The organism is Longimicrobium sp., assembly GCF_036399255.1.
GTDB lineage: Bacteria > Gemmatimonadota > Gemmatimonadetes > Longimicrobiales > Longimicrobiaceae > Longimicrobium.
This window is the reverse complement of the sequence record NZ_DASWNM010000173.1, coordinates 134,382-159,393: the sequence shown is the minus strand read 5'-3', so window position 1 is coordinate 159,393 and position 25,012 is coordinate 134,382. Positions and strand designations below refer to the sequence as shown.

Annotated in this window: 15 protein-coding genes; 10 read left to right on the top strand and 5 right to left on the bottom strand. The window is 71.0% G+C overall.

Going from position 1 to position 25,012, the window contains the following annotated elements; translation table 11 throughout:
- Positions 1-227: 227 nt before the first annotated feature.
- From VGC13_RS33030 to VGC13_RS33010, 5 genes are all read left to right on the top strand, one after another.
- The gene (locus tag VGC13_RS33030; RefSeq protein ID WP_331129629.1) at positions 228-6,302 is read left to right on the top strand and encodes a PAS domain S-box protein; all 6,075 of its coding nucleotides are present in this window, start codon (positions 228-230) and stop codon (positions 6,300-6,302) included.
- A complete protein-coding gene (locus VGC13_RS33025) occupies positions 6,299-7,966 on the top strand; it encodes a hybrid sensor histidine kinase/response regulator (RefSeq protein WP_331129628.1) in 1,668 nt (555 codons plus the stop codon). Before VGC13_RS33030 ends, VGC13_RS33025 begins: the two co-directional genes overlap by 4 nt.
- A gap of 74 nt (positions 7,967-8,040) precedes the next feature.
- Complete coding sequence (locus VGC13_RS33020; protein ID WP_331129627.1) at positions 8,041-8,703, top strand: response regulator; 663 nt, start codon at positions 8,041-8,043, stop codon at positions 8,701-8,703.
- Between the two features lie 430 nt (positions 8,704-9,133).
- A complete protein-coding gene (locus VGC13_RS33015) occupies positions 9,134-9,583 on the top strand; it encodes a hypothetical protein (RefSeq protein WP_331129626.1) in 450 nt (149 codons plus the stop codon).
- 13 nt (positions 9,584-9,596) lie between these two features.
- Positions 9,597-10,661 carry a glycoside hydrolase family 6 protein gene (locus VGC13_RS33010; protein WP_331129625.1) on the top strand — a complete coding sequence of 355 codons (1,065 nt, stop codon included), beginning with the start codon at positions 9,597-9,599 and terminating at the stop codon, positions 10,659-10,661.
- A gap of 713 nt (positions 10,662-11,374) precedes the next feature.
- Here the strand turns inward: VGC13_RS33010 and VGC13_RS33005 are convergent.
- From VGC13_RS33005 to VGC13_RS32995, 3 genes are all read right to left on the bottom strand, one after another.
- Positions 11,375-11,548 (bottom strand): hypothetical protein, encoded by a 174-nt coding sequence (locus VGC13_RS33005; RefSeq protein WP_331129624.1) that lies wholly within the window; start codon positions 11,546-11,548, stop codon positions 11,375-11,377.
- A gap of 181 nt (positions 11,549-11,729) precedes the next feature.
- On the bottom strand, positions 11,730-12,845 hold the full coding sequence (locus VGC13_RS33000) for an Ig-like domain-containing protein (RefSeq protein ID WP_331129623.1): 1,116 nt from the start codon (positions 12,843-12,845) through the stop codon (positions 11,730-11,732).
- Between the two features lie 571 nt (positions 12,846-13,416).
- A complete protein-coding gene (locus VGC13_RS32995) occupies positions 13,417-16,008 on the bottom strand; it encodes a BamA/TamA family outer membrane protein (protein WP_331129622.1) in 2,592 nt (863 codons plus the stop codon).
- 239 nt (positions 16,009-16,247) lie between these two features.
- On the opposite strand from VGC13_RS32995, the gene VGC13_RS32990 reads away from it, so the two are divergent.
- From VGC13_RS32990 to VGC13_RS32975, 4 genes are all read left to right on the top strand, one after another.
- Complete coding sequence (locus VGC13_RS32990; protein WP_331129621.1) at positions 16,248-17,120, top strand: hypothetical protein; 873 nt, start codon at positions 16,248-16,250, stop codon at positions 17,118-17,120.
- A gap of 92 nt (positions 17,121-17,212) precedes the next feature.
- Positions 17,213-17,842 carry an HD domain-containing phosphohydrolase gene (locus VGC13_RS32985; RefSeq protein ID WP_331129620.1) on the top strand — a complete coding sequence of 210 codons (630 nt, stop codon included), beginning with the start codon at positions 17,213-17,215 and terminating at the stop codon, positions 17,840-17,842.
- Positions 17,843-18,491: 649 nt separating this feature from the next.
- Complete coding sequence (locus tag VGC13_RS32980; protein ID WP_331129619.1) at positions 18,492-19,283, top strand: hypothetical protein; 792 nt, start codon at positions 18,492-18,494, stop codon at positions 19,281-19,283.
- Between the two features lie 461 nt (positions 19,284-19,744).
- The gene (locus tag VGC13_RS32975) at positions 19,745-20,287 is read left to right on the top strand and encodes a hypothetical protein (RefSeq protein ID WP_331129618.1); all 543 of its coding nucleotides are present in this window, start codon (positions 19,745-19,747) and stop codon (positions 20,285-20,287) included.
- A gap of 426 nt (positions 20,288-20,713) precedes the next feature.
- On the opposite strand, the gene VGC13_RS32970 is transcribed toward VGC13_RS32975, so the two are convergent.
- Positions 20,714-21,100, bottom strand: a complete 387-nt coding sequence (locus tag VGC13_RS32970; protein ID WP_331129617.1) for a hypothetical protein — start codon at positions 21,098-21,100, stop codon at positions 20,714-20,716.
- Positions 21,101-21,394: 294 nt separating this feature from the next.
- Between VGC13_RS32970 and VGC13_RS32965 the strand changes: the two genes are divergently transcribed.
- Positions 21,395-23,647, top strand: coding sequence for an ATP-dependent helicase (locus tag VGC13_RS32965; RefSeq protein ID WP_331129616.1), 2,253 nt, complete (start codon positions 21,395-21,397; stop codon positions 23,645-23,647).
- A gap of 559 nt (positions 23,648-24,206) precedes the next feature.
- Here VGC13_RS32965 and VGC13_RS32960 read toward each other — a convergent pair.
- Positions 24,207-24,833 carry a DUF6624 domain-containing protein gene (locus tag VGC13_RS32960; protein WP_331129615.1) on the bottom strand — a complete coding sequence of 209 codons (627 nt, stop codon included), beginning with the start codon at positions 24,831-24,833 and terminating at the stop codon, positions 24,207-24,209.
- Positions 24,834-25,012 lie beyond the last annotated feature (179 nt).

The following is a 25,012-nucleotide window of genomic DNA, read 5'->3' as shown; positions in this document are numbered from 1 at the left end:
TGTCGGGTTGCTGGAGTGCAGACGCGGCAGCCCCCGCTGCACCTGTCCCCTATTCCCTATTCCCTATTCCCTATTCCCTATTCCCTATTCCCTGCCCTCCCCCCTTCCCCTCGCGCGCGTAGAAAGTTGTCACCGACAGCTTGTACAAGGTGCGCGTCCCGTGTACGTTTACAGGCTGGGCCGCCTCCCCCACGGCCCCCCGCAGTCCCCCCGCCCCTGATCGACCGATGGACCCGCAACCCCCGTCCGCATCCCCGAGCTTCGCCGTGCCGCTGGCCGGCGGCGAGGACGCCCCGCGCGCCACGCTTTCCGCCGCCCTCGAGGCGCTGGAGATGGAGCGCGCCGCCCGCCTGCGCGCCGAGGACGCGCTGCTGGAGCGCGACCGCAAGCTGGCCGAGGTGGAGCGCCTGGCCAGCCTGGGAAGCTGGGAGCAGGCCATCGCCGAGCCGCTGGACCAGCAGCCCGTCCGCTGGTCCGCCGAGCATCTGCGCATCCACGGGCTGGACCCGGAACACGCCCCCGCCACCTTCGCCGGGTTCCTGGCGCGCGTGCACCCCGACGACCGCGGCGCCGTCGCCGAGGCGTGCGCGGCCGCCGCGCAGAGCGGCGACGCGTCGGCCACCTCGTACCGCGTGGTGCGCGCCGACGGGGAGCTGCGCTGGCTGTACGCCCACGCGCAGCGGGTGCAGGGCGGCGGCGGGCCGCCGCGGCTCATCGGCACCGCGCGCGACGTGACCGAGCACCACCTGGCCGCCGCCGCGCTCAACGAGCGCGAGCGCACGCTGGACGAGGTGGAGGCGCTGGCCGGGCTGGGCACCTGGGAGTGGCACCTGCCCAGCGACACCATCACCTGGTCGCGCGAGCAGCGCCGCATCCACGGGCTGGGCGAGGGCACCGCCCGGCAGTCGTTCCAGGAGTTCCTGGACCACGTGCACCCCGAGGACCGGGGCCGCGTGGTCGAAGAGTGCGAGCGGCTGATCGCCACCGGCGAGCCCTTCTCCTTTCCCTACCGCGTGGTGCGGCCGGACGGCTCGTTCCGCGAGATGAACGCGGTGGGCAAGCTGCTCCCCGACCCCGCCCGCCCCGGCGCGCGGATGGTGGGCATCTCGCGCGACGTCACCCGGCGCAACGCCGCCGAGCGCGCCCTGCGCGAGTCCGAGGCCCGCTTCCGCGACCTGTTCGAGCAGTTTCCCCACTCCGTCAAGGTCTACGCGCCCGACGGCCGGGTCGTCCGCGTGAACGCCGCGTACGAGCGGCTGTGGGGGCTCACCCTGGAGCAGGTGGCGCAGTTCAACCCCCTGCGCGACGTGGGGATGGCCGAGATCGGCGAGATGGTGCGCCGCGCCTTCGACGGCGAGACCGTCGTGCTTCCCGCCGTGCTCTTCGACCCGCGCGAGTACTCCGCCGACCACGTGCCCCCCGAGGGCGAGTGGCCGCGCTGGGTGCAGGCGTCGTACTTCCCCATCCGCGGCGCCGACGGCGAGGTGCTGGAGGTGGTGGCGGTGCACCAGGACGTCACCGACCAGCGCGTGGCCGAAGAGGCGCTGCGCATCTCGGAGGACAGCTACCGCACTATCTTCGAGAACAGCAACGACGCCATCTTCGTCACCGACGGCGAGACGGGGGTGGTGGTGGACGCCAACCGCCGCGCCTGCCAGATGGCCGACGCCACCCTGGACGAGCTGCGCGCCGACGCCGCCGCCTTCATCTGGAACGGGCCCGCGCCGTACACGGCCGAGCGGGCCCGGGAGCAGTCCCGCCGCGCGGCCGCGGGCGAGGCGCAGACCTTCGAGTGGATGTCGGTGCACCCCCGCACCGGCGCGCCCATCTGGGGCGAGGTCAGCCTGCAGCGGGTGGTGCTGGCCGGCAAGGTGCGCATCCTGGCCCTGGTGCGCGACATCAGCGAGCGCAAGGCGGCCGAGGAGGCGCTGCGCAGCTCCGAGGAAAGCTACCGCACCCTGTTCGAGCTCAGCAACGACCCCATCTACGTCCACGACGTGGAGACCGGCGCCATCCTGGACGCCAACCGCCGCGCCTGCGAGGCCGCGGGGATGACGCTGGAGCAGGTCAGGGAGGGCGGGCTGCAGCTGCTGACGGGCGGACCGCCGCCGTTCACCCGCGAGCGGGCCCTGGAGCACCTGCGGCTGGCCGCCGAGGGCACGCCCCAGCGCTTCGAGTGGATGACCGGGGTGGAGAACGACGGGCAGGTGTGGTCCGAGGTCAGCCTGAGCCGCGTCACCATCGGCGGGGTGGACCGGCTGGTGGCCACCGCCCGCGACATCACCGAGCGCAAGGCCGCCGAGCAGGCCCTGCGCGACCGCGAGGAAAGCTACCGCACCATCTTCGACGCGGCCGGCGCCGGCATCTGGGTGCACGAGCTGGAGACGGGCGCCTTCCTGGACGTCAACCAGACCGCCTGCGAGCTGTACGGCTGGTCGGTCGAGGAGCAGAAGGCGCTGGGGGTGGAGGGGATCAGCTGGGGCGAGCCGCCGTACACCATCGCCGAGGCCCTGCAGTACGTGCGGCGCGCCATCGGCGGCGAGCCGCAGCGCTTCGAGTGGAAGGGCAGGCACCGCGACGGCCGCCCCGTCTGGGCCGAGATCACCCTGCGCCGCGTCACCATCCTGGGCGAGGAGCGGCTGCTGGCCACCGCCCGCGAAACCAGCGAGTGGAAGGCGGCCGAAGACGCCCTGCGCCGCGCCAACGAAGAGCTGGAGGCGCGCGTCCGCGAGCGCACCGCCGAGCTGGCCGAGGCCAACGAGGCGCTGGAGGAAGAGGTGGCCGAGCACGAGGCCGCCCAGGAGGCGCTGCTGGAGCGCACCCAGGAGCTGGAAGGCGTCTTCCACGCCCTCCCCGACCTGTACTTCCGGCTGGACCCGGACGGCACCATCACCGACCACCGCGCGGGGCGGGCGGCCACGGTGTACGCGCCCCTTCCCGACTTCCGGGGCCAGCGGATGCAGGAGCTGCTCCCCGACGAGGCGGGGGTGCGCTTCGACCACGCGCTGCGCGAGGCCACCCGCACCGGCGCGCTGGAGTGCGTGGAGTACCGGCTGATGGACGGCGACACCGCGCTGGACTTCGAGGCGCGCGTGGTCCCCCTGGCCGACTACACGCTGATCACCGTGGTCCGCGACATCAGCGAGCGCAAGGCGGCCGAGCGCGAGCTGGAGCGCCGCCGCCGCGAGGCCGAGCAGGTGGCCGAGACGCTGCGCCAGCAGGCGCTGGTCTTCGAGACGCTGGCCGAGGCCGTGGTCATCACCAGCGCCGAGGGGCGCATCACCGACTGGAACCCCGCCGCGGAGCGCATGTTCGGCTACCCGCGCAAGGCCATCGTGGGCCGCGCCGGGGGGCTGGTGAACCCGCCCGGGCGCGAGCCGGGGATGACCACCGCCGTGATGGCCGCCCTGGAGCACGGCGGCGGCTGGTCGGGCGAGGTGCCCTTCACTCGCCCCGACGGCACCCCCGGCGTGGCCGAGGCCGTCGTCGTCCCGCAGCACGACGAGACGGGGCGGCGCATCGCCCTGATCAGCGCCCACCGCGACATCACCGAGCGGCGCACGATGGAAGAGGCGCTGCGGCGCAGCGAAGAGCACTTCCGCCGCCTGACGGAGAACGCGCAGGACATGGTGCAGGTGGTGAGCGCGGAGGGGATCGTCCAGTACACCGGGCCCTCCGTCGTTCGCCTGCTGGGCTACACCCCCGAGGAGATCGCCGGCACCCCGGCCACGGACTACATCCACCCCGACGACCTGCCGCGGGTGCGGGAGGTCATCGCGCAGATCCTCTCCCACCCCGGGCGGCCCATCACCCCCGAGTACCGGGTGCGCCACCGCGACGGCTCGTACCGGACCATGGAGGCCATCTGCCGCACCCTGTCGCCCGACACGGCGGACGACGGGATCGTGGTGAACGCCCGCGACGTCACCGAGCGCAAGCAGGCCGAGGCCGAGGTGGTGCGGCAGAAGGCGTTCTTCGAAGAGATCATCGCCTCGCTGGAAAGCGGCGTGGCCGTGTTCGACCCGCAGCTGCGCTACACCTACGCCAGCCCCAACTCCGTCCGCGACCCCGAGGTCCGCGAGTGGGTGGTGGGCAGGACGGTGCGCGAGTACGGAGAGCGGAAGGGGCTTCCCGAGCAGGTCATCCAGGTTCGCCAGGACGGGATCGAGCGGGCGCTGCGGCTCAAGAAGACCACCGAGTTCGAGGAGGAGCTGCGCGCCCCCGACGGCTCCACGCGCAACGTCATCCGCCGCTCGCTCCCGGTGCTGGACGAGAACGGCGAGGTGCTGCGCATCATCGGCTACAGCGTCGACATCACCGAGCGGGTGCGCATCGCCCAGGTGCTGCGCCAGAGCGAGGAGCACTTCCGCGCGCTCATCGAGAACTCGCACGACATCGTCTGCATCCTGGACCCGCTGGGGACGATGACGTACCAGAGCCCGTCGCTGCGGCGGCTGCTGGGGTGGGAGCCGGAGGAGATGATCGGCCGCTCCACCTGGGAGTTCATCCACCCCGACGACGTGGCCCGGGTGGTGGAGACCATGGCCGCCATCCTCCACGAGCCCGGGAGCAGCAAGCGGGTGGAGTACCGCTTTCAGCGCAAGGACGGCCAGTGGCGCACGGTGGAGGCCATCGGCCGCACCCTGGCGCCCGACACCGCCGACCAGGGGCTGGTGGCCAACATCCGCGACGTCACCGAGCGCCGGCTGGCCGAGCGGGCGCTGCAGGAGCGCGAAGAGCACTTCCGCCGGCTCATCGAGAACGCGCACGACATCACCTGCATCCTGGACCCGCAGGGGGTGATGACGTACCTGAGCCCCTCCATCCAGCGGGTGCTGGGGTACCCGCCCGAGGCGCTGGTGGGGCGCAACTCGTTCGACTACATCCACCCCGACGACGCGGCCGGGGTGGCCGGGGCCATCCGGTCGGTGATGTCGAGCCCCACGGGCACCGGCTTCGCCGAGTACCGCTTTCGCCACGCGGACGGCGGCTGGCGGCACCTGGAGGCGGTGGGGCGCATGGTGGTGCCGGGCGAGCCGGAGTCCGGCTTCGTCAGCAACATCCGCGACGTCACCGAGCGCCGGCACGCCGAGGAGGCGCTGCGCGAGGCCACGCTGGTGGCCGAGCGGGCCCGGGCCGAGGCCGAGCGGGCGAACCTGGCCAAGAGCGAGTTCCTGTCGCGCATGAGCCACGAGCTGCGCACGCCCATGAACTCCATCCTGGGCTTTGGCCAGGTGCTGGCGCGGGCCGAGCTGCGGATGGACCAGCAGAAGCACGTGCAGCACATCCTCAAGGCCGGCCGGCACCTGCTGCGGCTGATCAACGAGGTGCTGGAGATCGCCCGCATCGAGGCCGGCCGGCAGAGCTTCTCCCTGGAGCCGGTGCACGTGGGGACGGTGATGCAGGAGGCCGTGGGCCTGGTGCGGCCGATGGCCGAGCAGCACGGGGTGGAGGTCGAGGAGGGGCCGGGGACGGGGCGCGACGGCTTCGTGCACGCCGACCGGCAGCGGCTGACCCAGGTGCTGCTGAACCTGCTTTCCAACGCCATCAAGTACAACCACGAGGGGGGCCGCGTGCGGCTTACCTGCGAGGCGGGCGAGCCGGGCGAGGACGGCGAGCCCCAGGTGTGGCTGCGGGTGGAGGACAGCGGCCAGGGGATCCCGGAAGCGAAGATGCACCAGCTCTTCACCCCCTTCGCCCGCCTGGGCGCGGAGCAGACCGAGGTGGAGGGAACGGGGCTGGGGCTGGCCCTTTCGCTGCGCCTGGCCGAGGCGATGGGGGGCACGCTGGAGCTGGAGCGCAGCGGGCCGGAGGGAAGCGTGTTCCGCCTGGGGCTGCACGGCGCCGCCAACCCGCTGCGCCGCGCCGAGGACGCCGGGCTTCCGGCCGCGCCGGCGGAGGGGGCCGAGGGGTACGCGCCCGCCACGCTGCTGTACGTGGAGGACAACCTGGCCAACCTGAGCCTGGTGGAGACGTTCCTGATGACGCGCCCCGGGTGGCGGCTGATCCCGGCGCTGCAGGGGCGCATCGGGGTGGAGCTGGCGCGCGAGCACCGGCCCGACCTGGTGCTGCTGGACCTGCACCTTCCCGACCTTACCGGCGACGAGGTGCTGCGCCGGCTGCGGGCGGACCCGCGCACCTCGGGGATCCCCATCATCATCATCAGCGCCGACGCCACGCGCGACTCGCTGGAGCGGCTGCGCGCCGCCGGGGCCGACGCGTACCTCACCAAGCCGCTGGACCTGGACGAGTTCCTGGCCACGCTGGAAGTGCACCTTCCCGTCCGTCCGGGGGATCGATGAGCGAGGTGCTGGGCTGCACGCTGCTGCTGGTGGACGACGAGGAAGCCAACCTGGACCTGCTGGAGGTGCTGCTGCGGTCCGAGGGGTACGAGGACGTCATCCGCACCTCCGACGCGCGGCAGGCCATTCCCCTGTGGGAGCGGCACATGCCGGACCTGGTGCTGCTTGACCTGCACATGCCCTGGCGCGACGGCTTCGCGGTGCTGCGCGACATCCGCGAGCGCACCGCGCCCGACGACTACCGCCCGGTGCTGGTGCTGACGGCGGACGCCACGCCGGAAGCCAAGGAGCGGGCGCTTTCGTCCGGCGCCAAGGACTTCCTCAACAAGCCCATCGACGCCACCGAGGCGCTGCTGCGGGTGCACAACCTGCTGGAGACGCGGGTCCTCTACGCGCAGCAGCAGCACGCGCGCCGCGCGGCGGAGCTGCTGGCCGAAGCCAGCCGGGTGCTGAACGCCTCGCTGGACGCGGCCACGGCCGTGGCGCAGCTGGCGCGGCTGATGGTGCCGCGGGTGGCGGACTGCTGCGCGGTGGACCTGGCGGATTCCGACGGCGCCGTGCGCGCCGCCGCCGCCCACGTGGACCCGGGCGAGGAGCCGCGGCTGCGCGCCGCCGCGCTGGGGGACGGGGCGCTGGGGGACGGCGGGCTGGGCGACGGAGGCCTGGGGGACGGGACGGCGGACGGCGCGCCGGCGGCGGACTCCGCCTGGCTGGCGGAGAGCGAGGACGGCGCCGCGCTGCTGGGGGGATGCGGCGCCGAGGAGGTGCTGGTGGTGCCGCTGCGCGCCGCCGGCCGCGCCGTGGGGCGGATGGTGCTGGGGCGTACGCGGCCCGGCGCGCGCTTCGGGGCGCCGCAGGTGGCGCTGGCGGAGGAGCTGGGGCGGCGGGCGGCGATGGCGGTGGAGAACGCGCGGCTCTTCGGCGAGGCGCGGGCGGCCACGGAAGCGCGGCAGCACACGCTGGCCATCGTCGCGCACGACCTGCGCAACCCGCTCACGGCCATCCGCATGGACGCCGAGATGCTGTCGTCGATGCTGCGCCCGTCGGTGGGCCCGTTCGAGCGGGAAAGCCTGGACCGCATCATGGCGATCACGGGGCGGATGGACGGGCTGATCCAGGACCTTCTGGAGGTGTCGCGGATGGAGCGCGGCACGCTGGTGCTGGAGACCTTTCCCCGCGACCCCGCCGCGATGCTGGCCGAGAGCGCCCACGCGCTGCGCCCGCTGGCGGCCGCGCACGGGCTGCGGCTCGAGGTTGACGCCGCCGCGGGGCTTCCCCCGGTGCACGCGGACGGCGAGCGGGTGGTGCAGGTGCTCAGCAACCTGGTGGGGAACGCCGTCAAGTTCACCCCCAGGGGCGGCGCGGTGACCCTGGCCTGCGCGCCGGGCGAAGGCGAGGTGCGCTTCTGGGTCGAGGATACCGGCCCGGGCATTCCGCCGGAGCAGGTGCCGCACATCTTCGGCGCGTTCTGGCAGGCGCGGCACGCCGACCGGCGCGGCCTGGGGCTGGGCCTTTCCATCGCCCGCGGCCTGGTAGAGGCGCACGGCGGTCGCATCTGGGTGGAAAGCGACCCCGGCCGCGGCGCCCGCTTCGTCTTCACCCTCCCCCTGGCCGGCAGCGAAGCGGACGCGGAGACGGCCGAGGCGAGCGCCTCCGCCGCCTGATCACCCGTTCACCCGTTCACCCGTTCACCCGTTCACCCGTTCACCCGTTCACCCGTTCACCCGTTCACCACCTGATGAGCCGCATCCTCGTCGTCGAAGACAACCTCGACATCGCCGAAGGGCTGCAGCGCAGCCTGGAGTACGATGGGTACCAGGTGTCGCTGGCCACCAAGGCCGTGCACGCGCTGGCCGTGGCCACCAGCGACAAGCCCGAGCTCATCGTGCTGGACCTGGGCCTTCCCGACAAGGACGGCTACACGGTGCTGCAGGAGCTTCGCGAGCGCGGCGTGCAGACGCCCGTGCTCATCCTGTCCGCGCGGCGCGAGGAGGCCGACAAGCTGCAGGGCTTTCGCCTGGGCGCCGACGACTACGTCACCAAGCCGTTCAGCATCCTGGAGCTGATGGCGCGCATCAGCGCCCTGCTGCGCCGCGCCAAGCCCGCCCCTGCCCCGGCGCCCGCACCCGGCAGTACCGCCGCGGTGGCCACCTCGGCCGCCGCGGAGGCCGCGCCCAAGCCCGCCGCGCTCAGCGACGAAGCCCTGCGCGAGCGCTACGGCCTGACCGCGCGCCAGACGGAGGTCGTTCGCCTGCTGGCCGAAGGCTGCAGCAACGCCGAGATCGCCGGCCGCCTGGAGATGAGCTACTACACGGCCCGCAACCACACCGAGCAGGTGCTGGGCAAGCTCGGCGTCTCGTCCCGCGCCGCCGTCGGCGCGCTGATCTACGGGCAGGGGTAGGATTCTCGTGCGGCGCAGAACGTCCACTCGGAAAGGACGTCTTATCCTCATGCCAGATCCTGAAAAAGAATGATCGTACAGAGGAACAGAGTCAGACAGAGAAAGCGAGCTGGAATATCATCCGGGTTCCTCTGTCTGACTCTGTTCCTCTGTACTCATGAAGGTGTTGTTTTCCCGGATTCGGTATCAGGATCACAATCACACGGAGGACACGGAGAAGACAGGATGACCTGTTTTCGCCTCCGTGCTCTTCGTGCCTTCCGTGTGATATATGATGCGCCGCGCACCCGTACGCGCTTCCTGATCTGCGGCTCCTGCGGCTCCCTCTGAAGCGCGGGGGCGTAGCAGTAGTACGTTCCATGCATGGGGCACAAAGCGATGCGGGGGCCGGACGGGCCTCGGCAAGACCCGGTGCACGGAAAGGCGAAGGATGTCGCAGTCCCAGGGGGAAGCGAGAGAGGCGCCGGATACGGCGGGCCGGCCAAAGAGGCCCATGCTGGCGGGCGTGGAAGTGCGGGAGGCGGACCTGGAGTCCACCCCGGGGCTGCATGCGGCGACGGTGGTGATCCGCGTGGCGTCGGGGGTGGTGCTGCTGCTGGCCCTGTTCCAGTTCATCGAGTTCTGGCGCGACCCGCCGCCGGGCGGCGTGGGCGTGGGGCTGCTGGTGGGCGACACCATCCGCCTGATCGTCTTTTCGGCGCTGCTGTGGGCCGGCGCCGAGCTCGCCTCCATCATGATCAAATCGCACTACGACCTGCGGGCCACCCGCATTCTGGTCGCCCGGCAGACGTACATGATGCGCCAGATGGGGATCGCCAGCGGCGAGCTGCCCCCGGACGACCCGCCGGTGGGGCAGCGCCGTGCCGAGGACGCGACCTGAGCCACGCCGCGCGATGAGCGTCATGCGCCCGCCCCGCGGCGCGGCCCGGATGGATGGTGCGCGCGGCCGGGAGGCACGCGCGCGTGGGCCGGGCGCGCGCTTCGCCGTGCGCGGGGCGGCCGCCGCCGTGCTGCTGGCGCTGGCGCTGCTCCTGGCGCCGCAGCCCGGCGGCGGGCAGGCCGGGCACCCGCTGCGCGGCCAGCGGCTGTACGTGAACCCCGCCTCGCCGGCACGCGCGCAGGCGGACGCATGGCGGCGCACCCGGCCCGCGGACGCGGCGCACATGCAGCGCATCGCCGCGCAGCCGCAGGCCATCTGGCTGGGCGAGTGGGCGCGCGACATCCGCGGCGAAGTGAACCGGCTGGTCACGCAGATCCAGCGTGCCGGCGCCGTTCCCGTCTTCGTGGTCTACAACATCCCCAACCGCGACTGCGGGCTGTACTCCGCCGGCGGGGCGCGGGGCGGCGACGCGTACCGGCGCTGGATCCAGGGCTTCGCGCAGGGGCTGAACCGGCGCCGCGCGGTGGTGATCCTGGAGCCCGACGGCCTCGCCTCCATCGACTGCCTGCCCGTCCGCCTTCGCGACGAGCGCATGGTGCTGATGCGCGAGGCGGTGCAGGTGCTGACGGCGGCCGGGGCGGCGGTGTACGTGGACGCCGGCAACGCCAACTGGCGGCAGCCCGACGAGATGGCCAGGATGCTGCGCGGCGTGGGGATCGACCGGGCGCAGGGGTTCGCGCTCAACGTTTCCAACTTCCACGGGCTGCAGCCCAACCTGTCGTACGGCGAGCGGCTGAGCCGGCTGGTGGGCGGCAAGCACTTCGTCATCGACACCAGCCGCAACGGCCGCGGCGCGGCGGTCGAGGCCAACTGGTGCAACGCGCCCGGCCAGGCGCTGGGCCGCGCGCCCACGACGAACACCGGCCATCCGCTGGCCGACGCCTACCTGTGGGTAAAGACGCCGGGCCAGTCCGACGGCACCTGCAACGGCGGCCCCCGCGCCGGCGAGTGGTGGGCGGACTACGCCCTGGAGCTGAGCCGCGCCGCCGAGGTGCTGGGCAGCATGTTCCCGCGCTGATCACCCCGGCCCTCTGGCGCGACACCGCGCGGAGCGGCGGCTGGTAGTGCCCGCATCACTCCACGCCGCCTCCGCTCCCCAGGCGCGCGAATACGGAATCCGGAAAAACACCTGTCATTCTGAGAGAGCGCCCACCCCGGACTTCCGGGAATACCGTGGCGCCCGTTGGCGCGACCGAAGAATCTCCCGCCCCTCGCGCGGAACCCTCCCCGGGCATCGCCCGGGAACACATCGTGACGGAAAGATCCTGCCGTTCCCGACAAAGATTCTTCGGTCGGCGCCATGCTGCCGGGCGAAAGGAAAGCACCGCGCGGCGCCTCCCTCAGAATGACAGGTTTTGTCAGGTCTGGTTTACACAAAACCCCGGAAAACACCTGTCATTCTGAGGGAGCGCCCACCCCGGAATCCCGGGAAAGCCGCGGAGCCCGTTGGCGCGACCGAAGAATCTCCCTCCCCTCGCGCGGAACCCTCCCGGGCATCGCCCGGGAACACACCGTGACGGACAGATCCTGCCGTTCCCGACAAAGATTCTTCGGTCGGCGCCATGCTGCCGGGCGAAAGGAAAGCACCGCGCGGCGCCTCCCTCAGAATGACAGGTTGGGCTGAGCTGGTATGACGCACTTCAGTATCCGGCGCGCCGATCCCGTGCATACGAAGGCGGCGGATCGCACCAGAGCGATCCGCCGCCTTTCTTTTTCCCATCCCGCCCGGAGCTACTTCCCCGCGCTGGCCGAGCTGGCCTCGGGGCGGCGGCGCCAGTGGGAAAGGTGGCGCAGGGACTCGGTCACGGGCACCAGGCCCAGCATGCTCCGCAGCGCCTGCAGCGTGGAGCGGCGGGGCGGGCGGCTGGCGGAGTCGGTGCTGCGGCGCATGTATACCTGCTTCATCGTCCATTCCTGGGTTTTGAGGTCACCGGCCGTTCACCGCATCCGGTGCCGGAGCGTCGCGGCTCCGTGTGCATCAAGCTAATCGTTTCCACGCCACACACATGGGTTGATTGACCCATACGAGCGAAGGCCCGCCCCGGCGCGTGTGCCGGGGCGGGCCCTTGTCGTCGTCCCGCGACGGTCAGCGCGAGAAGTAGAGGGTGAACTGGCCGTACGTGGTGCCGGGGATGGACTGGTGGATGGTGAGGTTGCCCGGCCGCGAGAGCCCCATCCGGAACGTGTGCCCCTCGTACGTGGTGGACGTGTAGATGGGCGAGCCCACCCAGGGATCGTACTCCGTCGCCAAGCCCTCGTCGCGGATCACGTCCGTCGACACCAGCGTCTCGGTGCCCGTGATGGTGTTGCCCCCGGCGTGCGTGATCTCGCGCTGCCACGTCTGCAGGTCGTAGCGCTGCCGGTAGCGCCAGTCGATCGTGGAGAGCCACAGGCGGCCGAACGTCATCCGCACCCGCCGTTCGCGCACCACCATGCCGTGTTCAGTGCGGCTGGTGGTGTCGGCGGTGAAGGCCACCACCCGCGGCAGCGGCTGGGGCCCCACCGAGTCCAGGTCGAACACCAGCCACTCGGGGATGATGAACGTCACCGTGCCCGTGACGCCCTCGCTGGTGGCGCTGATGGTGGCGGTGCCGCCCCGCAGGCCCGCCACGAGCCCGTTCTGGGACACGCGGGCGACGCTGGAGTCGCTGCTGGACCACGTCACCACGCGGCCCATGAGCTGCGACCCGTTGGCGGCGTGCAGCACCACGCCCAGCTCGCGCGTTTCGCCGGGCCCCAGGTTGGGCCCGCCGCCGCCGGTGATGGTGACGTGGGCGACCGGGGCGGGCGGGGGCGGGGGCACCACCCGGATGGTGGCCTGCCCCTGCCGTCCGTCCAGCGTGGCGGTGATGACGGAGGTGCCCAGCTTGAGCGCCGTGACGTTGCCGTTGATGTCCACGCGGGCCACGCTGGAGTCGCTGCTGGTCCACTGCAGCATCCGCCCCGTGATCATGTCGCCCCTTTGCGAGCGGACGATGGCGAGCATGCCGCGGGTGCCGGCCACCAGAAGGTCCAGGCTGCCGGGGTCCAGCTCCACCGACGCCACCACCGGCGTGGTGTCCTGCGGAACCGGCTTCTGCGGGCCGGGGCGGGGGCCGGAGCCGCCGGTGGGTCCGTCGCCGCACGCGGCCGCCAGCGCGAGCATCAGCGCCGCGGCGATCTGCCAGCCCCGGGTAAGCCGGGGAGCGTGGAATCTATACATGCTCTTTCTCCTGGACGCGGAGGAAGTTTGATGATTTACGTCCGGCGAGGCGCCGGACTCCGGACGGGAAGATGCGGCGAAAGACACCTGCCGCACATAGGTCATCTGACCTGTCGTGTTCGTATCGGCGGAAGCGGACCACACGGAAGATTCTCCAAAAACCGGGATAGGCCGACCTGCATTCTCGGCCGCTTCCAGGGCAAGAGCGGGCCCCGGTGCGCGGCCCATCCTCCAAGCCGTTGTTCCGCATCCATTTGTCTGCATTCCACCGTCGAGGACACCCGATCCGCCGTGTCCTCTGCACAGGACACTTCCCCATCGGGCTACAGGGACGCGCATCCCGGGCCTCCGGCTGGCCCAATAAACAACACCTTTAATCGTACAGAGGAACAGAGTCAGACAGAGAAACCCAGGATGATATCTCGGCTCGCGTTCTCTGTCTGACTCTGTTCCTCTGTACGATCATTCTTTTTCCAGGATCTGGTATGAGGAAAAGAGAGAGGACGCGGATGAAGGTCTCATCCGCGTCCTCTCTCCGTTCCTCCCCCTCCTCCGCGTGATGCTTCTGCGGTTAGAAGGGCAGGCCCATGCGCAGGTAGGCGCGCCAGCCGTCTTCGCCGCGGGCGGCGAGCAGGGTGGTGGTCAGGGCGTGGTCCAGGCTGGTGAAGTACACGCCGGCGCCGTACGCCGTGTGCCACGCGCCCTCCGACTCGCCGTCCATGAACACCCGCCCGGCATCCGCCAGCAGCAGCCCGCCGGCCGTCCCGCGCACCACGCGCAGGTTGGCGCGGCCGGCGGAGGCGCGCAGCTCGGCGCTGCTCCACAGCGAGGCGTCGCCGGCAAAGCGGCCGCGGGGCTGGCCGCGCAGGCTGGCCTGCCCGCCCAGGAACGCCGCCTCCTGCACCGGGAACCCGCCCCACACCCGCTCACCGCCCGCGCGCACCGCCAGGGTGGTGGCGCGCATTACCGGCACGTACGCCGCACCCTCGCCGCGCATGCGGGCGAACGCCTGGTCCGCGTCGCCGCTGAAGCCCTGGTGCGCCTCGCCCGCCAGCCGCATCCACCCGCCGCGCTGGGGAAAGGCCGCCACGTCGCGGCGGTCCCAGGAGAGCGTGGTGCGAATGCCGCCCGTGGCGTACGCCTCGGCGCCCAGGGGCGCGGCGGCGGCCAGCGGCGTGCCGGCGCCCGCGGAGGCGTCGCGGTAGCGGACTACCGGCCCCACGCCCAGCCGCAGCCCCGTGGCGAAGGGACGGCTGAGCTCCGCCTCCACCGTCACCACGTCCTGGTCGACCAGGTACGCGTCGCGCGAACCGGAGCCGCCCGTATCGTTCCCGTAGCCGTGGAAGCGGAACGGGTCGATCTGCGAGGCGCGGGCGTGCACCGTCAGCATGGTCCCACCCGCGTGGTGCTGCGTGCGCGTCCAGTCCAGCGCCATCCCGCTCTCCATCGGCGCGTACTCCAGCCGCAGGCGGTCACGGCTGGCGAAGGGCGCGCGGCGGAAGCCGTAGCGCGTCCACGTGGCCGATCCGCCCACCAGCACCCCCGCGTCGCCCAGCCCCGCGTACGGCGCCAGCGAACGGTTGCCGCCGCGGTCCCGCTCCGCCGGCAGGTTGTCCAGGCGCGGCCCCGCGGCCGGCGTCGTGTACGGCCGCACGTCCGTCGTCGCGCCGGCACCGGCGTCCATGCGGTTGGCGCCCTCGCTGTCGTGGAACGCCGTCCGCCGCCCGCTCGCCACGCGGGACGAATCCACCATCACGTCGTCCCCCGCCCCGCCGATCACGCGCACGGCCGGCCCGTCCTCGGCCTGGCCGGCCACGTGGGCGTCGTCGTTCCCGCCGTACAGGTGCAGCCGCACCTCGCGCGTCTCGCCCGGCACGAAGCGGCGGCGGAAGGAGTGCGCGCCGTTCGCGGAGATCCGCACCTCCACGCTGCCATCCGCCAGCCGGTCCACCCGCGCCGTCTCGGCCGCGTCGGTGGCGTGCACGTCCACCACGTCCGCCACCTGCCGGTAGAAGGCGTCCGCCACCTGGGGCAGCCCGTCGCGGCGGGCGCGCAGGGCGGCGGCGATCCGCGCGCCCACGAGGGCGTGGTGCTCGGGCGGAAGCCGGCGCACGGCCTGCTCGATCACCTCGTCCGTCAGCTGAGCGGCCAGCTCGGCGGCGGCGGAATCCCACGCGGCGCGCGGCAGGTCGCCCAGGATGCGCCGGTCCAGCAGCTGCGCGCTCTCCGTCAGCGCGGTGAGGGTGGGATACCGTTCGCCGAAGGCCACCAGCTTGGGCATCTCCGTCCGCGCGGCGGTGAGAAGCAGTCCCCCGTGCAGCGCAAAGGCGTTGTCGCGGTCGCGGGCGATCGGCCGCCACAGGTGCGACCCATCCGCCTGGTCGTAGCGCGCCCAGCGCCACTGGCCCTCGTGGCGGTCCCAGTCCCCCATCACCAGGTCCAGCAGCCGCGCGGTCAGGTAGGCGCGGCTGTCCACGCGGTGCTCCGGGCCCTCTTGCAGCCGCTCCAGCAGCGTCTCGCTGCCGGCCACGCGCGCCGCGCCCGCAAAGGCCGGCCCCTCGTCCGCATCCCCCGGGCGCTCTTCCAGCGTGCCCAGCATCCCCGCGAAGTCCGCGCGGAACTCGCCCAGGCGCGCGTCGTCCGGGAGCACCACCAAGCGCGGCGGCGCGTGCAACACCCCCGCCGCGCTCTGCAGGACCGAGGCGATCAGCACGCCGCCGGGGAGGGCCACGCTCACCTGGTCCTGCACCACGCGGTCGGCCAGCGTGTTCCGCAGGTCGGGGTGAAGGCCCTGCGTGGCGTCCTTGTCGAGGGAGCGGAACACGTACTCGCGCCCGTCGCCGCCGCGAAAGCGCAGCGCGCGGGTGCTGAAGTCGCCGCCGGTGCGGGTGGGCGTCAGTCCGCCGGCGAACCCGGCCAGGTCCAGCACCTCCACCGCGATCGGCGTGTGCCACAGCTGCCGGTAACCCTCGCCCAGCAGGGTGCGGTGCAGCCGGCCGGCCTGGTACGAAGCGCCCGGCGTGGCGGTAGCGGTCAGGGTGCGCGCGGAGGCCGGCGCGGCGCCGGCTTCGTCGCGAAGGGCGAGCTGGGCGGAAAGGCCGGCCGGCGCCAGTGCGGCAAGCAGTCCCAGCGGCAGTGCGCGGACGATGGAAGTGCGCTTCATGGTGCCCGTCCTGTTCTCGGGGGTCGCGGCCGGTGCGTGGGGAGCAGCCGGCCGATCGAGCAGCAGGATGCGTCTGGCGGCGCCGGAACGCGCGGGTCACCCGACCCGGGTCGTTTGACCCGGGTCGCCTTACCCATGTGGCGCGGGGATGCGAAAGGTATCCTGTCATCACGACGGGGCGCCGTGCCCCGCTGACCGAATCACGCCCGGCGACGGGCCGCAGCACATAGAGCCGACCGATGCAGAAGAACTCCCTGGCGATGATCGCCGCCGCGCTGGTCCTGGGACAGGCCGCCTGCACCATCGCCGACTCGGACAACGAGGGACGCGGCGGCACCCGCGAGGCCCGCGCCGCCACCCCGGCCCCCGCGGCCAACCTGGTGACCGTGACCGCCCGCGAGTTTGCCTTCGGCGCACCGGCCACCATCCCCGCCGGGCTGACGACGGTGCGGCTGGTGAACCAGGGACAGGAGATGCACCACGTGCAGCTGGTGCGGCTGGACGAGGGCCACACCGTGGCCGAGCTGATGGAGATGGCGAAGGGCGGCGACGAGCCGATGCCCGCGTGGGTGACGTTCGTGGGCGGACCCAACGTCCATGCGCCGGGCGCGCACAGCGAGAGCACGATGACGCTGCAGGCCGGCGAGTACGCGCTGGTGTGCTTCATCCCCTCGCCCGACGGCGTGCCGCACATCGCCAAGGGGATGGTGAAGCCGCTGACGGTGGTGCCGGCGGCGAACGGCGCGCAGGCGGCCGCGGCCGACGTGCGGATGACGCTGACGGACTACGCGTTCGACATGGCGCCCGGGATCACCGCCGGCCGCCGCACCATCCAGGTGGTGAACACGGCCGCGCAGCCGCACGAGGTGGCGCTGATGCGGCTGGCCCCGGGGAAGACCCCGCAGGACCTGCTGGCCTGGATCGAGGCGCAGCAGGGCCCGCCGCCGGCCATGCCCCTGGGCGGCACCTCGCTGCTGAGCCAGGGCGAAACCAACCAGATCACCGCGGACTTTACGCCCGGCGAGTACGTGCTGCTCTGCTTCGTTCCCGACGCCAGGGACGGCAAGCCGCACGTGGCGCACGGGATGGTGAGGCAGTTCACCGTCCGCTGAACGACCCCGCGCGCCGCGGGCCTCCCCGCGGCGCGCAGCCGGAAGCCGAAACCGATTTTCCGTACCCTTACTCCAGACCAGGAGCCCGTTCCATGCCTTCTCTGCGCAGCCTGTTCCGCACCCCCCGCCCCGCCCCGATGATGGAGATGAACACGGACGCCGCGGCGGACGCCCTGATGGAGATCACGTCCGCGCTGATGTTCGGGCTGGAGAAGCGCAACGACGAGCTGGACCTGGCGGGGCACGCGGCGCGGGTGGCGGCGGTGGCGGACCGGCTGGCGGCCAACCACGGGGTGTCGGACGCCATGCGGACGGCGCTGCGACAGGCGGCGCTGCTGCACGAGGTGGGGATGATCGGCGTTCCCCGCGAGCTGCTGCACAAGACGGAGCCGCTGACGGCGGAGGAGCTGGCGCGGGTGCACGCGCAGGCCGAGTTCGCGGCGCAGATCGCGGCGGCGGCGTGCGGCGGCCTGGCGGCCACCATCATCCGCCACCAGTACGACGACGAGGCCACCCTGCGCCACACGCTGGGCGAGGGGACGGACGCCTACCTGCTCACCGTGTTCCTGCGCACCGCGGACGTGGCGGACGCCATCGCCCGCACCCGCCCGGCGGAGGAAGAGGCCGCGGACCAGGCCGGCCTGCAGCTGGTGCGCCGCGGCGACGCGCTCCGGATGGAAGGCGACAGCGCCGCCGCCTACGCCGCCGCGATGGCGGCGTAGGGGGGGCACGCTCCCCCCGGCCCCCTCTACGCGAGAGGAACGAACGGAGAGGGGGAGACTTTGGCCTGGAATCCGACGGTTCGGCACGGCGCCCCCTCCGGGCTCGCATTACTCGCCCACCTCCCCCAAAACTGCTGGGGGAGGTTGTTGTTTTGGGCATGGGGGTGGTGGTTCGGCGGAGGATGCGGAGGGATCGAGGCGGGTCGAAAGGCTCGGCGCTGGCGCCGGAGAGGGCCCCCTCTCCCCCGGCCCCTCTCCCCCGCGGAGCGGGAGAAAGGGGAGAATTCGATCCCGCTTCGGACGGGTTCGAACTGCGTCGGCGGGGTGCCCCTCCCCCGGCCCCTCTCCGCTCGTTCCTCGCGGAGAGGGGAGAATTCGAGCGCGCTCCGGCAGGCACCACGTTGGCCGCTTCACCCAACCCGCTACGCGGCAGGTACCTGTCCCTGCACCACAGCCTCCAGTCCGCGAAGGCGGCCTTCGTGTGCTTGTCGCAGCAAATTCATTCGCCCTTGCCCACCTGCTCCGGGCTCCTCCCCGTACTGCAGCTTGCTCGGTACGTTTACGCCATTACATTGCAAACCACAATTCGCATCAGTTCCCATCTTGAATGTCACCGGGAGCCCTGAATGAGCGAGCAGTCCTACTCCTGTTGTCGCTGTTCCTGGCCGCGGCGTGCGGCGATCTCCCCACCGCCACCTCGGCGCCCGATCTGGTGGACGCCGGGCCAATGTTTTCGGGTGAATGCATCCCGAACGGCGACGGACTCTACATCTGCCCCCCGATCTCGGGCGGTGGCGGAGGCGAGTGTGACGAGTATCACTACGACTGCGGCGGCGACGACTGCATCTCATCCACGGAGCCGGGTGACCCCCACTCATCGACGATGCAGGGGTGCACGGGAGGAAGCGGCGGGAGTGGTACGATCGGCGACGGTGGGGGTACGGGAGGCGGTGGAGGAGGAAGCGGCGGCAACCAGTCTCCGTGGTGCCCAGACAACGAATGCGACCCTCCGCCCGATGATGGCGTGCCGGCGGACGATGAACGCGCTGATTGCATCGACCTGGGCTGCCAGCTCCGCGACCCGACGACGGCGGAACGGCAGAGGGTTCTGGACTTGATCGGCACGTTGCGCACGGACGGGTTTTGTGCCGAGGTGCGCGAAAGCGTGATGAGGATGGTCAATCGACGGCTGCAGGTATGGGACAACCGCGTGAGGTATACGACCGGTGGCACACTCTATGGAGCCGCCCCGTGGGATTACACCCGGGGCGGACAGGTGATGTATCTCTGGACGGGAGCGCTCACGGCATGGACGATCGCCCACGAAGCCATTCACGGGATCTGGAATCCGAGCGGTCTCGGCCACTGGTACAGCCACGGCGACATCGCACCGGCCGGACTGGATCTGGACGCCACGGCAGGGTACTGCTCAGGGCATTGACCCGGGAGAATGCCGACGAATGCTGAAGATTATCCTGCTTCTCGCCCTGGGCGTGCAGCCGTGGCCGGCCGTGGACAGCGTAGAGGTATACTCGACCATCCTGGAGCAGGTGAGGGCGGAGTTTCCGGGCCGGCCCGTAGCACTCGCCACAACACGCTCCGGTGTGGAGTGCATGCCGCTCTGCGGTGTAAGGCTCCGCAATCCTGACGAGGGTGCAGGTGAAACGGCTCCCGCGACCTCCGCCGTTGATCACTCCGTCGCGCTACTGGAGTCACTGCGGGCCCGCGGACTGGTTCAGGCCGCATGTACGGTACGGGAGGGGTGGTATGGATGTCCAGATCATCCGGAACACCTCTTCGTTGGACTCGGAGAGATCTCAAGACGACCCACGAGCGGGCCTGAGCCAGTCCCCGGCGGCGTCTGGGTGAAGGTCGCGCTCCTGGTGCCCTGCACGGAACATTGTGCGGCTGGGCGAGCCGGCGAGCACGATCACCCCGAAGCTCTGGGGTACTGGTATCTTCTCCGGCAGGGCACGGACGGGACGTGGACAGTCATGCGTCGAGCTCCAGGTTTCACTGCCTGATTGTGAAACCGGCGGCGCCGCGAAATTGTCAGCACGACCGGAACAGCGGCTGCACCTGTTCGTGGTAGGTGCTGACTTGCATGAACAGAGAATGCGCATTCGTAATAGGTATCTGCTGGTTCCGGGGATCGCCGTGCTTCACCTCGCGGTAAGCGGGCTGCTCCTGCTGGGCGGCACCGGAGCGTCGCTCGGCGCGGTTGAAACGGGAGCCGAGCTGTCCCTTCTGGCGCAGTTGTCCAATGCCGCCGGGAGAATGCTTCTTTACCCCGTGTTCATCCCCGTGACGGAACTGTTCCCGCGGAGTTCGGGCGGAATGGGGTGGGCGCTGCTCATCCTGAACAGCCTGGTCTGGGCGGGAACAGCCTACCTTTTGCTACGCGTGGTGCGCGCCCGCAGGGTACGCAGGTTTCGGACGGCATAACCGGTCCGGCTCGGCTCCACGCGCGGGGGGCGCCCCCACCGGGCTCGCATTACTCGCCCACCTCCCCCAAAACTGCTGGGGGAGGGTGTTGTTTTGGGGATGAGGGTGGTGGTTCGGCGGAGGATGCGGAGGGATCGAGGTGCTTCGACTTGAATCGATCTGGCGCCCGACGGGGCCCCCTCTCCCCCGGCCCCTCCCCGCTCGTTCCTCGCGGAGAGGGGAGAATTCGAGCGCGTTCCAGCAGGCCACCACATTGGCCGCCCCCGACAAACCCGCTACGCGGCAGGCACCTGCTCGTGCCCCACAGCCGCCAGTCCGCGAAGGCGGCCTTCGTGTGCTTGTCGCAGCGAATTCATTCGCCCTTGCAGCCCTTGCAGCCCTGCAACCTCCCGCCCCTTACCGATGCTTCCGGACGCGCCGCCAAGGTCACACCGTCTGCCCAGACAGCCAGTCGAGCGCCTCGGCCTCGTCCAGAAAGATGCACAGCGTGGCCGAGGCGCGGTCCGCCGTCAGCAGCTCGAACTGGCGGCCGCGGCCGTAGTCGCTGAGCGAGCGCATGAGGATGGCGGCCTTGCCGCCGCCGATGCGGGTGTCGTTGAGCTGGTGGTTGGCGCTGGCCTGGTACATGGCCCGCAGGTCCGCATCGTCGAAGCTGAGCCCGCGATGGTCGAACAGCACGTCTGTGCCGGGGCTCCAGCCGGAGCGGCTCACGATGTCCTCGATCATCCGCAGGTGGCCGGCTACGTCGAACGCGCCCGAGGTGGTGACGACGGCATGTCCGCCGTCCCCGGAAAGGTCCACGGTCCAGTGCATCAGCCCCTCCTTTCACAGTGATCCGCAACACCACCGGCGGCGAATGTGCTCCCGGCGAACATCAATACACCCGGAGTTCCCGCCCGGGGTACCCCGTCGCGGCCGGAGCCAGCGCCGCCTCGGCCCTCCCGGGATCGGGGAGGCCGCGGAGGCGACGAGGGGGAAGCGCGGCCCGCCGCGCCTGATCCAGCAAAGGCGCCCCCGGCCCGCCGTCAACCCCTCCCCGCCCCCCCGCCGCCGCGCTATCTTCCCCTCCGCTTTCGCACCGTCGCACTCCCGCACTTTCGCACTCCGTTGTCGCACGTCCCGCAGTACCTGTTCGACCTGAATCCCGAGCAGCGCGAGGCCGCGCTGGCCACCGAGGGCCCCGTCCTGGTGCTGGCCGGCGCGGGCTCGGGCAAGACGCGCATGCTCATCCACCGCATCGCTCACCTGATCCACCGGAAGCCGTATCCTGTTGATCCGCGGAACATCTTGGCCGTCACCTTCACGAACAAGGCGGCGAAGGAGATGCAGGAGCGCGTCGCACGGATTGTGGGCAAAGCGGCAAAGGGCGTTCTGCTCAGCACGTTCCACTCCTTGGGCGCGAGAATCCTGCGCGATCATTATGAATTGGGAGGCCTGCCCAAGAATTTCTCCATCTATCCCACGGGTGATCAACTAGCCGCCATTAAGAAGATCATGACGGAGGAGGTGCACGTCACCGCCACCAAGGGCGACGATGCCTTCGACGTAAAGCGCGTTCTCTTTCAGATCAGCGACTGGAAGAACCGACTAATCATGCCCGACGAGGCGCGGCGGCAGGTGGCCGAGGGCACTATCAAGGGCAACCGCTCGGACGATTACGCAGTGCTGGCTGCGGACGTTTATCCCCGCTACCAGGAGCAACTGCGCGCCTCCGGAGCCTGTGACTTCGACGATCTGCTGCTGGTTCCTGTTCAGATCCTGCGCGAGCATGCCGTGCCGCGCGAGAAGTACTGGAACAAGTGGCGCTACATCATGATTGACGAGTACCAGGACACCAACGGCGCGCAGCTGGAGATGGCGCGCCTGCTGGCCGGCCCCTACAAGAACCTCTGCGTGGTGGGCGACGACGACCAGTCCATCTACGGATGGCGCGGCGCCGACGCCACCAACATCCTGGACTTCGAGCGCCACTATCCGGGCGCCCGCATCATCGTGATGGAGGAGAACTACCGCTCCACGCAGCGCATCCTGGACGCGGCCAACGGGGTGATCTCCAACAACACGGCGCGCCGGGCCAAGCGCCTGCGCACCGCCAACGGACCGGGCCCCAAGATCGACCTGTGGACCTTTGGCGAGGAGGGAAGCAAGGGGCCGGACGAGGTGGAGGCGGAGATGATCGCCAGCGAGATCGGCGTGCGCCGCTACCGCGAGACGCTGGGATGGGGCGACTTCGCGGTGCTGTACCGCACCAACCTGCAGTCCAAGCCCATCGAAGAAGCGCTGCGGGAGGCCAACATTCCCTACCGCGTGGTGGGCGGTCAGTCGTTCTTCGACCGCAAGGAGGTGGCGGACCTGGTGGCGTACCTGCGGGTGATCCTGAACCCCAAGGACGAGGTGGCGCTGCGGCGGATCATCAACTACCCGGTGCGGGGGATCGGGCGGACGACGCTGCTGAAGCTGGTGGATGCCGCGCGCGCCGTTCCGCAGCCGCTGTACGAGACGCTGAAGCGGGTGGAGAAGGTGGAGGGGATCAACCGCGCGCAAGCCGAGGCGGTGCGGGCGTTCGTGGAGATGATGGAGGAGGAGCGGATGGAGTTCCACTCCACGCAGGCCGCCATCGACCACGGCATCACCACCGAGCGCACGCTGGTGGGCTTTGCGCGCGACCTGGTGAAGCGGCTGCGGCTGGAAGAGGCGGTGCGGGCCGACAACGCCAAGAGCGAGCGCGCGGCCGAGGTGCGGGTGGAGATCCTGCGCGAGTTCGTGGGATCGCTGGAGCGGTACGAGCAGCGCACCTGGGCCGACCGTCCGCCGCCGGACGAGGAGGACGCGTGGGATCCGCCGTCGCTGCGGGCCTTCATCGAGCGCGTGTCGCTGACGGAGGACGACGACCGCAAGGACAAGGACGACGAGAACCCCGAGCTGGTGACGCTGATGACCATGCACAGCGCAAAGGGGCTGGAGTTCTCGCACGTCTTCATCGTGGGGCTCGAGGAGGAGATCCTTCCCCACTCGCGCAGCATGAAGGCGGCGGACGCGGCGCAGGCGGACGCGGAAGAGGCGTGGGAGCAGTTCGAGAGCAACGGCTCCGGCGACCCGATCGCGGAGGAACGGCGGCTGTTCTACGTGGGGATCACGCGGGCGCGGCACCGGCTTACGCTCAGCGGCTGCGCCACGCGGCGCCAGCGCGACAGCCTGGTCATCCGCCAGCCGTCGCGGTTTCTCAAGGAGATTCCGCCCGAGCTGGTGGAGCACCGCAATGCCGGCAAGGGCGTTGTCACCTCGCTGACACCCGAGGAGAGCAAGGAGCTGCGGACCAACTTCTTTGCCCAGATGAAGGCCAAGCTGGCCAACGGGTAAGGTGGATGGCGGGCGGGTGCCCATCACCAGCGGGAGCGAATGAATTCGCCGCGGGAAAGTCGCAAAGTCCGCCTGCGCGGACTCGGCGGCACGGGCGCGTGCGGCGTCCCACACACCTGCGCGTCCGCAACGGGGGAAATCGGTGATCCGTAACCGCGGCGTTGACTTCCTGAGGGAGCGCACCACGGGTACCCAGAAGCCACACAAGCACCTGCGCGCGACCGAAGGACCTCGTCTCGGCCGGCTCGGAGTCGGTCGTCAGCCACGGTGAGACCCGCCCTCGCGTGAGCGGGTAAACCCGCCGCTGGGACCGCGACAAGCCCCGTCTGACGCCGCTGACGCGTCGCCAGACGGGGCTTCACCCGCTCGCGTAGGCCACGCCCGCACTCCGTCGCCGCGCCGGGCGCAACGCAGGCGAGGTCCTTCGGTCGCGCGCCGGGTTCTCGGTACGGGAGAAGGCGGTGCGGCGCTCCCTCAGGAAGTCAATCAGTTGCACGGCAAAGCGCCCCGGGCACACACCGGGGCGCTTCGCTTTGTGGGATGGATACGCACGATGCCGCTACGGTTGCGGCGGGGTCCAGCCGGGGACCTCGACGGGGGCGCCGTAGGCTTCCTGCATCATGCGGACGTAGTCGGCCATGGGAGGGAGGCCCATGGAGGCGCGGCGCTCGTCCAGCCGCGCGAGGTCGTCAATGGGATCGGCGATCCAGCGGCCGTCCACCAGGCTGAACTGCGAGCCGTACCGCTGCGGCAGCCCCTGCCGCACGCGCACCCGGTCCGAGAGCATCGCCAGGTCCGGGAGCGAAACCTCGCCGCGCGGAGCGGCCTCCATCAAGGAAAGCGCGGTGCGCTGCAGGTCGTTGTCGGCGGTGTGCTGCACCAGCAGAAAGGCGGCTGCCGCGGCGTCCTCGCCCACCAGACTGATCCCCGGCCACCCGTGCGTCCGCAGGATCTCGCGCATCCGCGTGGTATGGGCGCTGTCCACGCGCATCATCCGGCCGACGTACGCGGTATCCTGCACCCGCTCCGCCGAGAATCCTTCGCGCACCTCCTGGTCCAGACGCCCCATCTGCAGCAGCTCGCGCCGCAGGGCATCGATCCCCGCGGAATCCGCGGCGGGTGTCTGCGCGGCAAGCGGCGCGCTCAGCAGCAGGGCGGTGACGGCGGCGAGCAGGCGGTGGCGCATGGGACTTGTCCGGCGGAGGGATCGTGACAGCCTTCGGCGTCTGCTACTCCCGGCGATTTTGCGGAGTTCCGAGTCTCTTCGAATCGGTGTCCGCGAGCACGCGTCCAGTCCTTCCAATCTCACCGCCGCCTGTGCGCCCGCATGATTTCGTCGGCTACGGCCTGGGTTCGGCGCGAGGG

What these genes read in the sequence shown, in the direction of transcription:
- VGC13_RS33010 (WP_331129625.1), top strand. Translation starts at nt 9,597, where the DNA reads ATGAGCGTCATGCGCCCGCCCCGCGGCGCGGCCCGGATGGATGGTGCG.
- VGC13_RS33025 (WP_331129628.1), top strand. Translation starts at nt 6,299, where the DNA reads ATGAGCGAGGTGCTGGGCTGCACGCTGCTGCTGGTGGACGACGAGGAA.
- VGC13_RS33030 (WP_331129629.1), top strand. Translation starts at nt 228, where the DNA reads ATGGACCCGCAACCCCCGTCCGCATCCCCGAGCTTCGCCGTGCCGCTG.
- VGC13_RS32990 (WP_331129621.1), top strand. Translation starts at nt 16,248, where the DNA reads ATGCAGAAGAACTCCCTGGCGATGATCGCCGCCGCGCTGGTCCTGGGA.
- VGC13_RS32960 (WP_331129615.1), bottom strand. Translation starts at nt 24,833, where the DNA reads ATGCGCCACCGCCTGCTCGCCGCCGTCACCGCCCTGCTGCTGAGCGCG.
- VGC13_RS32995 (WP_331129622.1), bottom strand. Translation starts at nt 16,008, where the DNA reads ATGAAGCGCACTTCCATCGTCCGCGCACTGCCGCTGGGACTGCTTGCC.
- VGC13_RS32970 (WP_331129617.1), bottom strand. Translation starts at nt 21,100, where the DNA reads ATGCACTGGACCGTGGACCTTTCCGGGGACGGCGGACATGCCGTCGTC.
- VGC13_RS33020 (WP_331129627.1), top strand. Translation starts at nt 8,041, where the DNA reads ATGAGCCGCATCCTCGTCGTCGAAGACAACCTCGACATCGCCGAAGGG.
- VGC13_RS33005 (WP_331129624.1), bottom strand. Translation starts at nt 11,548, where the DNA reads ATGAAGCAGGTATACATGCGCCGCAGCACCGACTCCGCCAGCCGCCCG.
- VGC13_RS33000 (WP_331129623.1), bottom strand. Translation starts at nt 12,845, where the DNA reads ATGTATAGATTCCACGCTCCCCGGCTTACCCGGGGCTGGCAGATCGCC.
- VGC13_RS32985 (WP_331129620.1), top strand. Translation starts at nt 17,213, where the DNA reads ATGCCTTCTCTGCGCAGCCTGTTCCGCACCCCCCGCCCCGCCCCGATG.
- VGC13_RS33015 (WP_331129626.1), top strand. Translation starts at nt 9,134, where the DNA reads ATGTCGCAGTCCCAGGGGGAAGCGAGAGAGGCGCCGGATACGGCGGGC.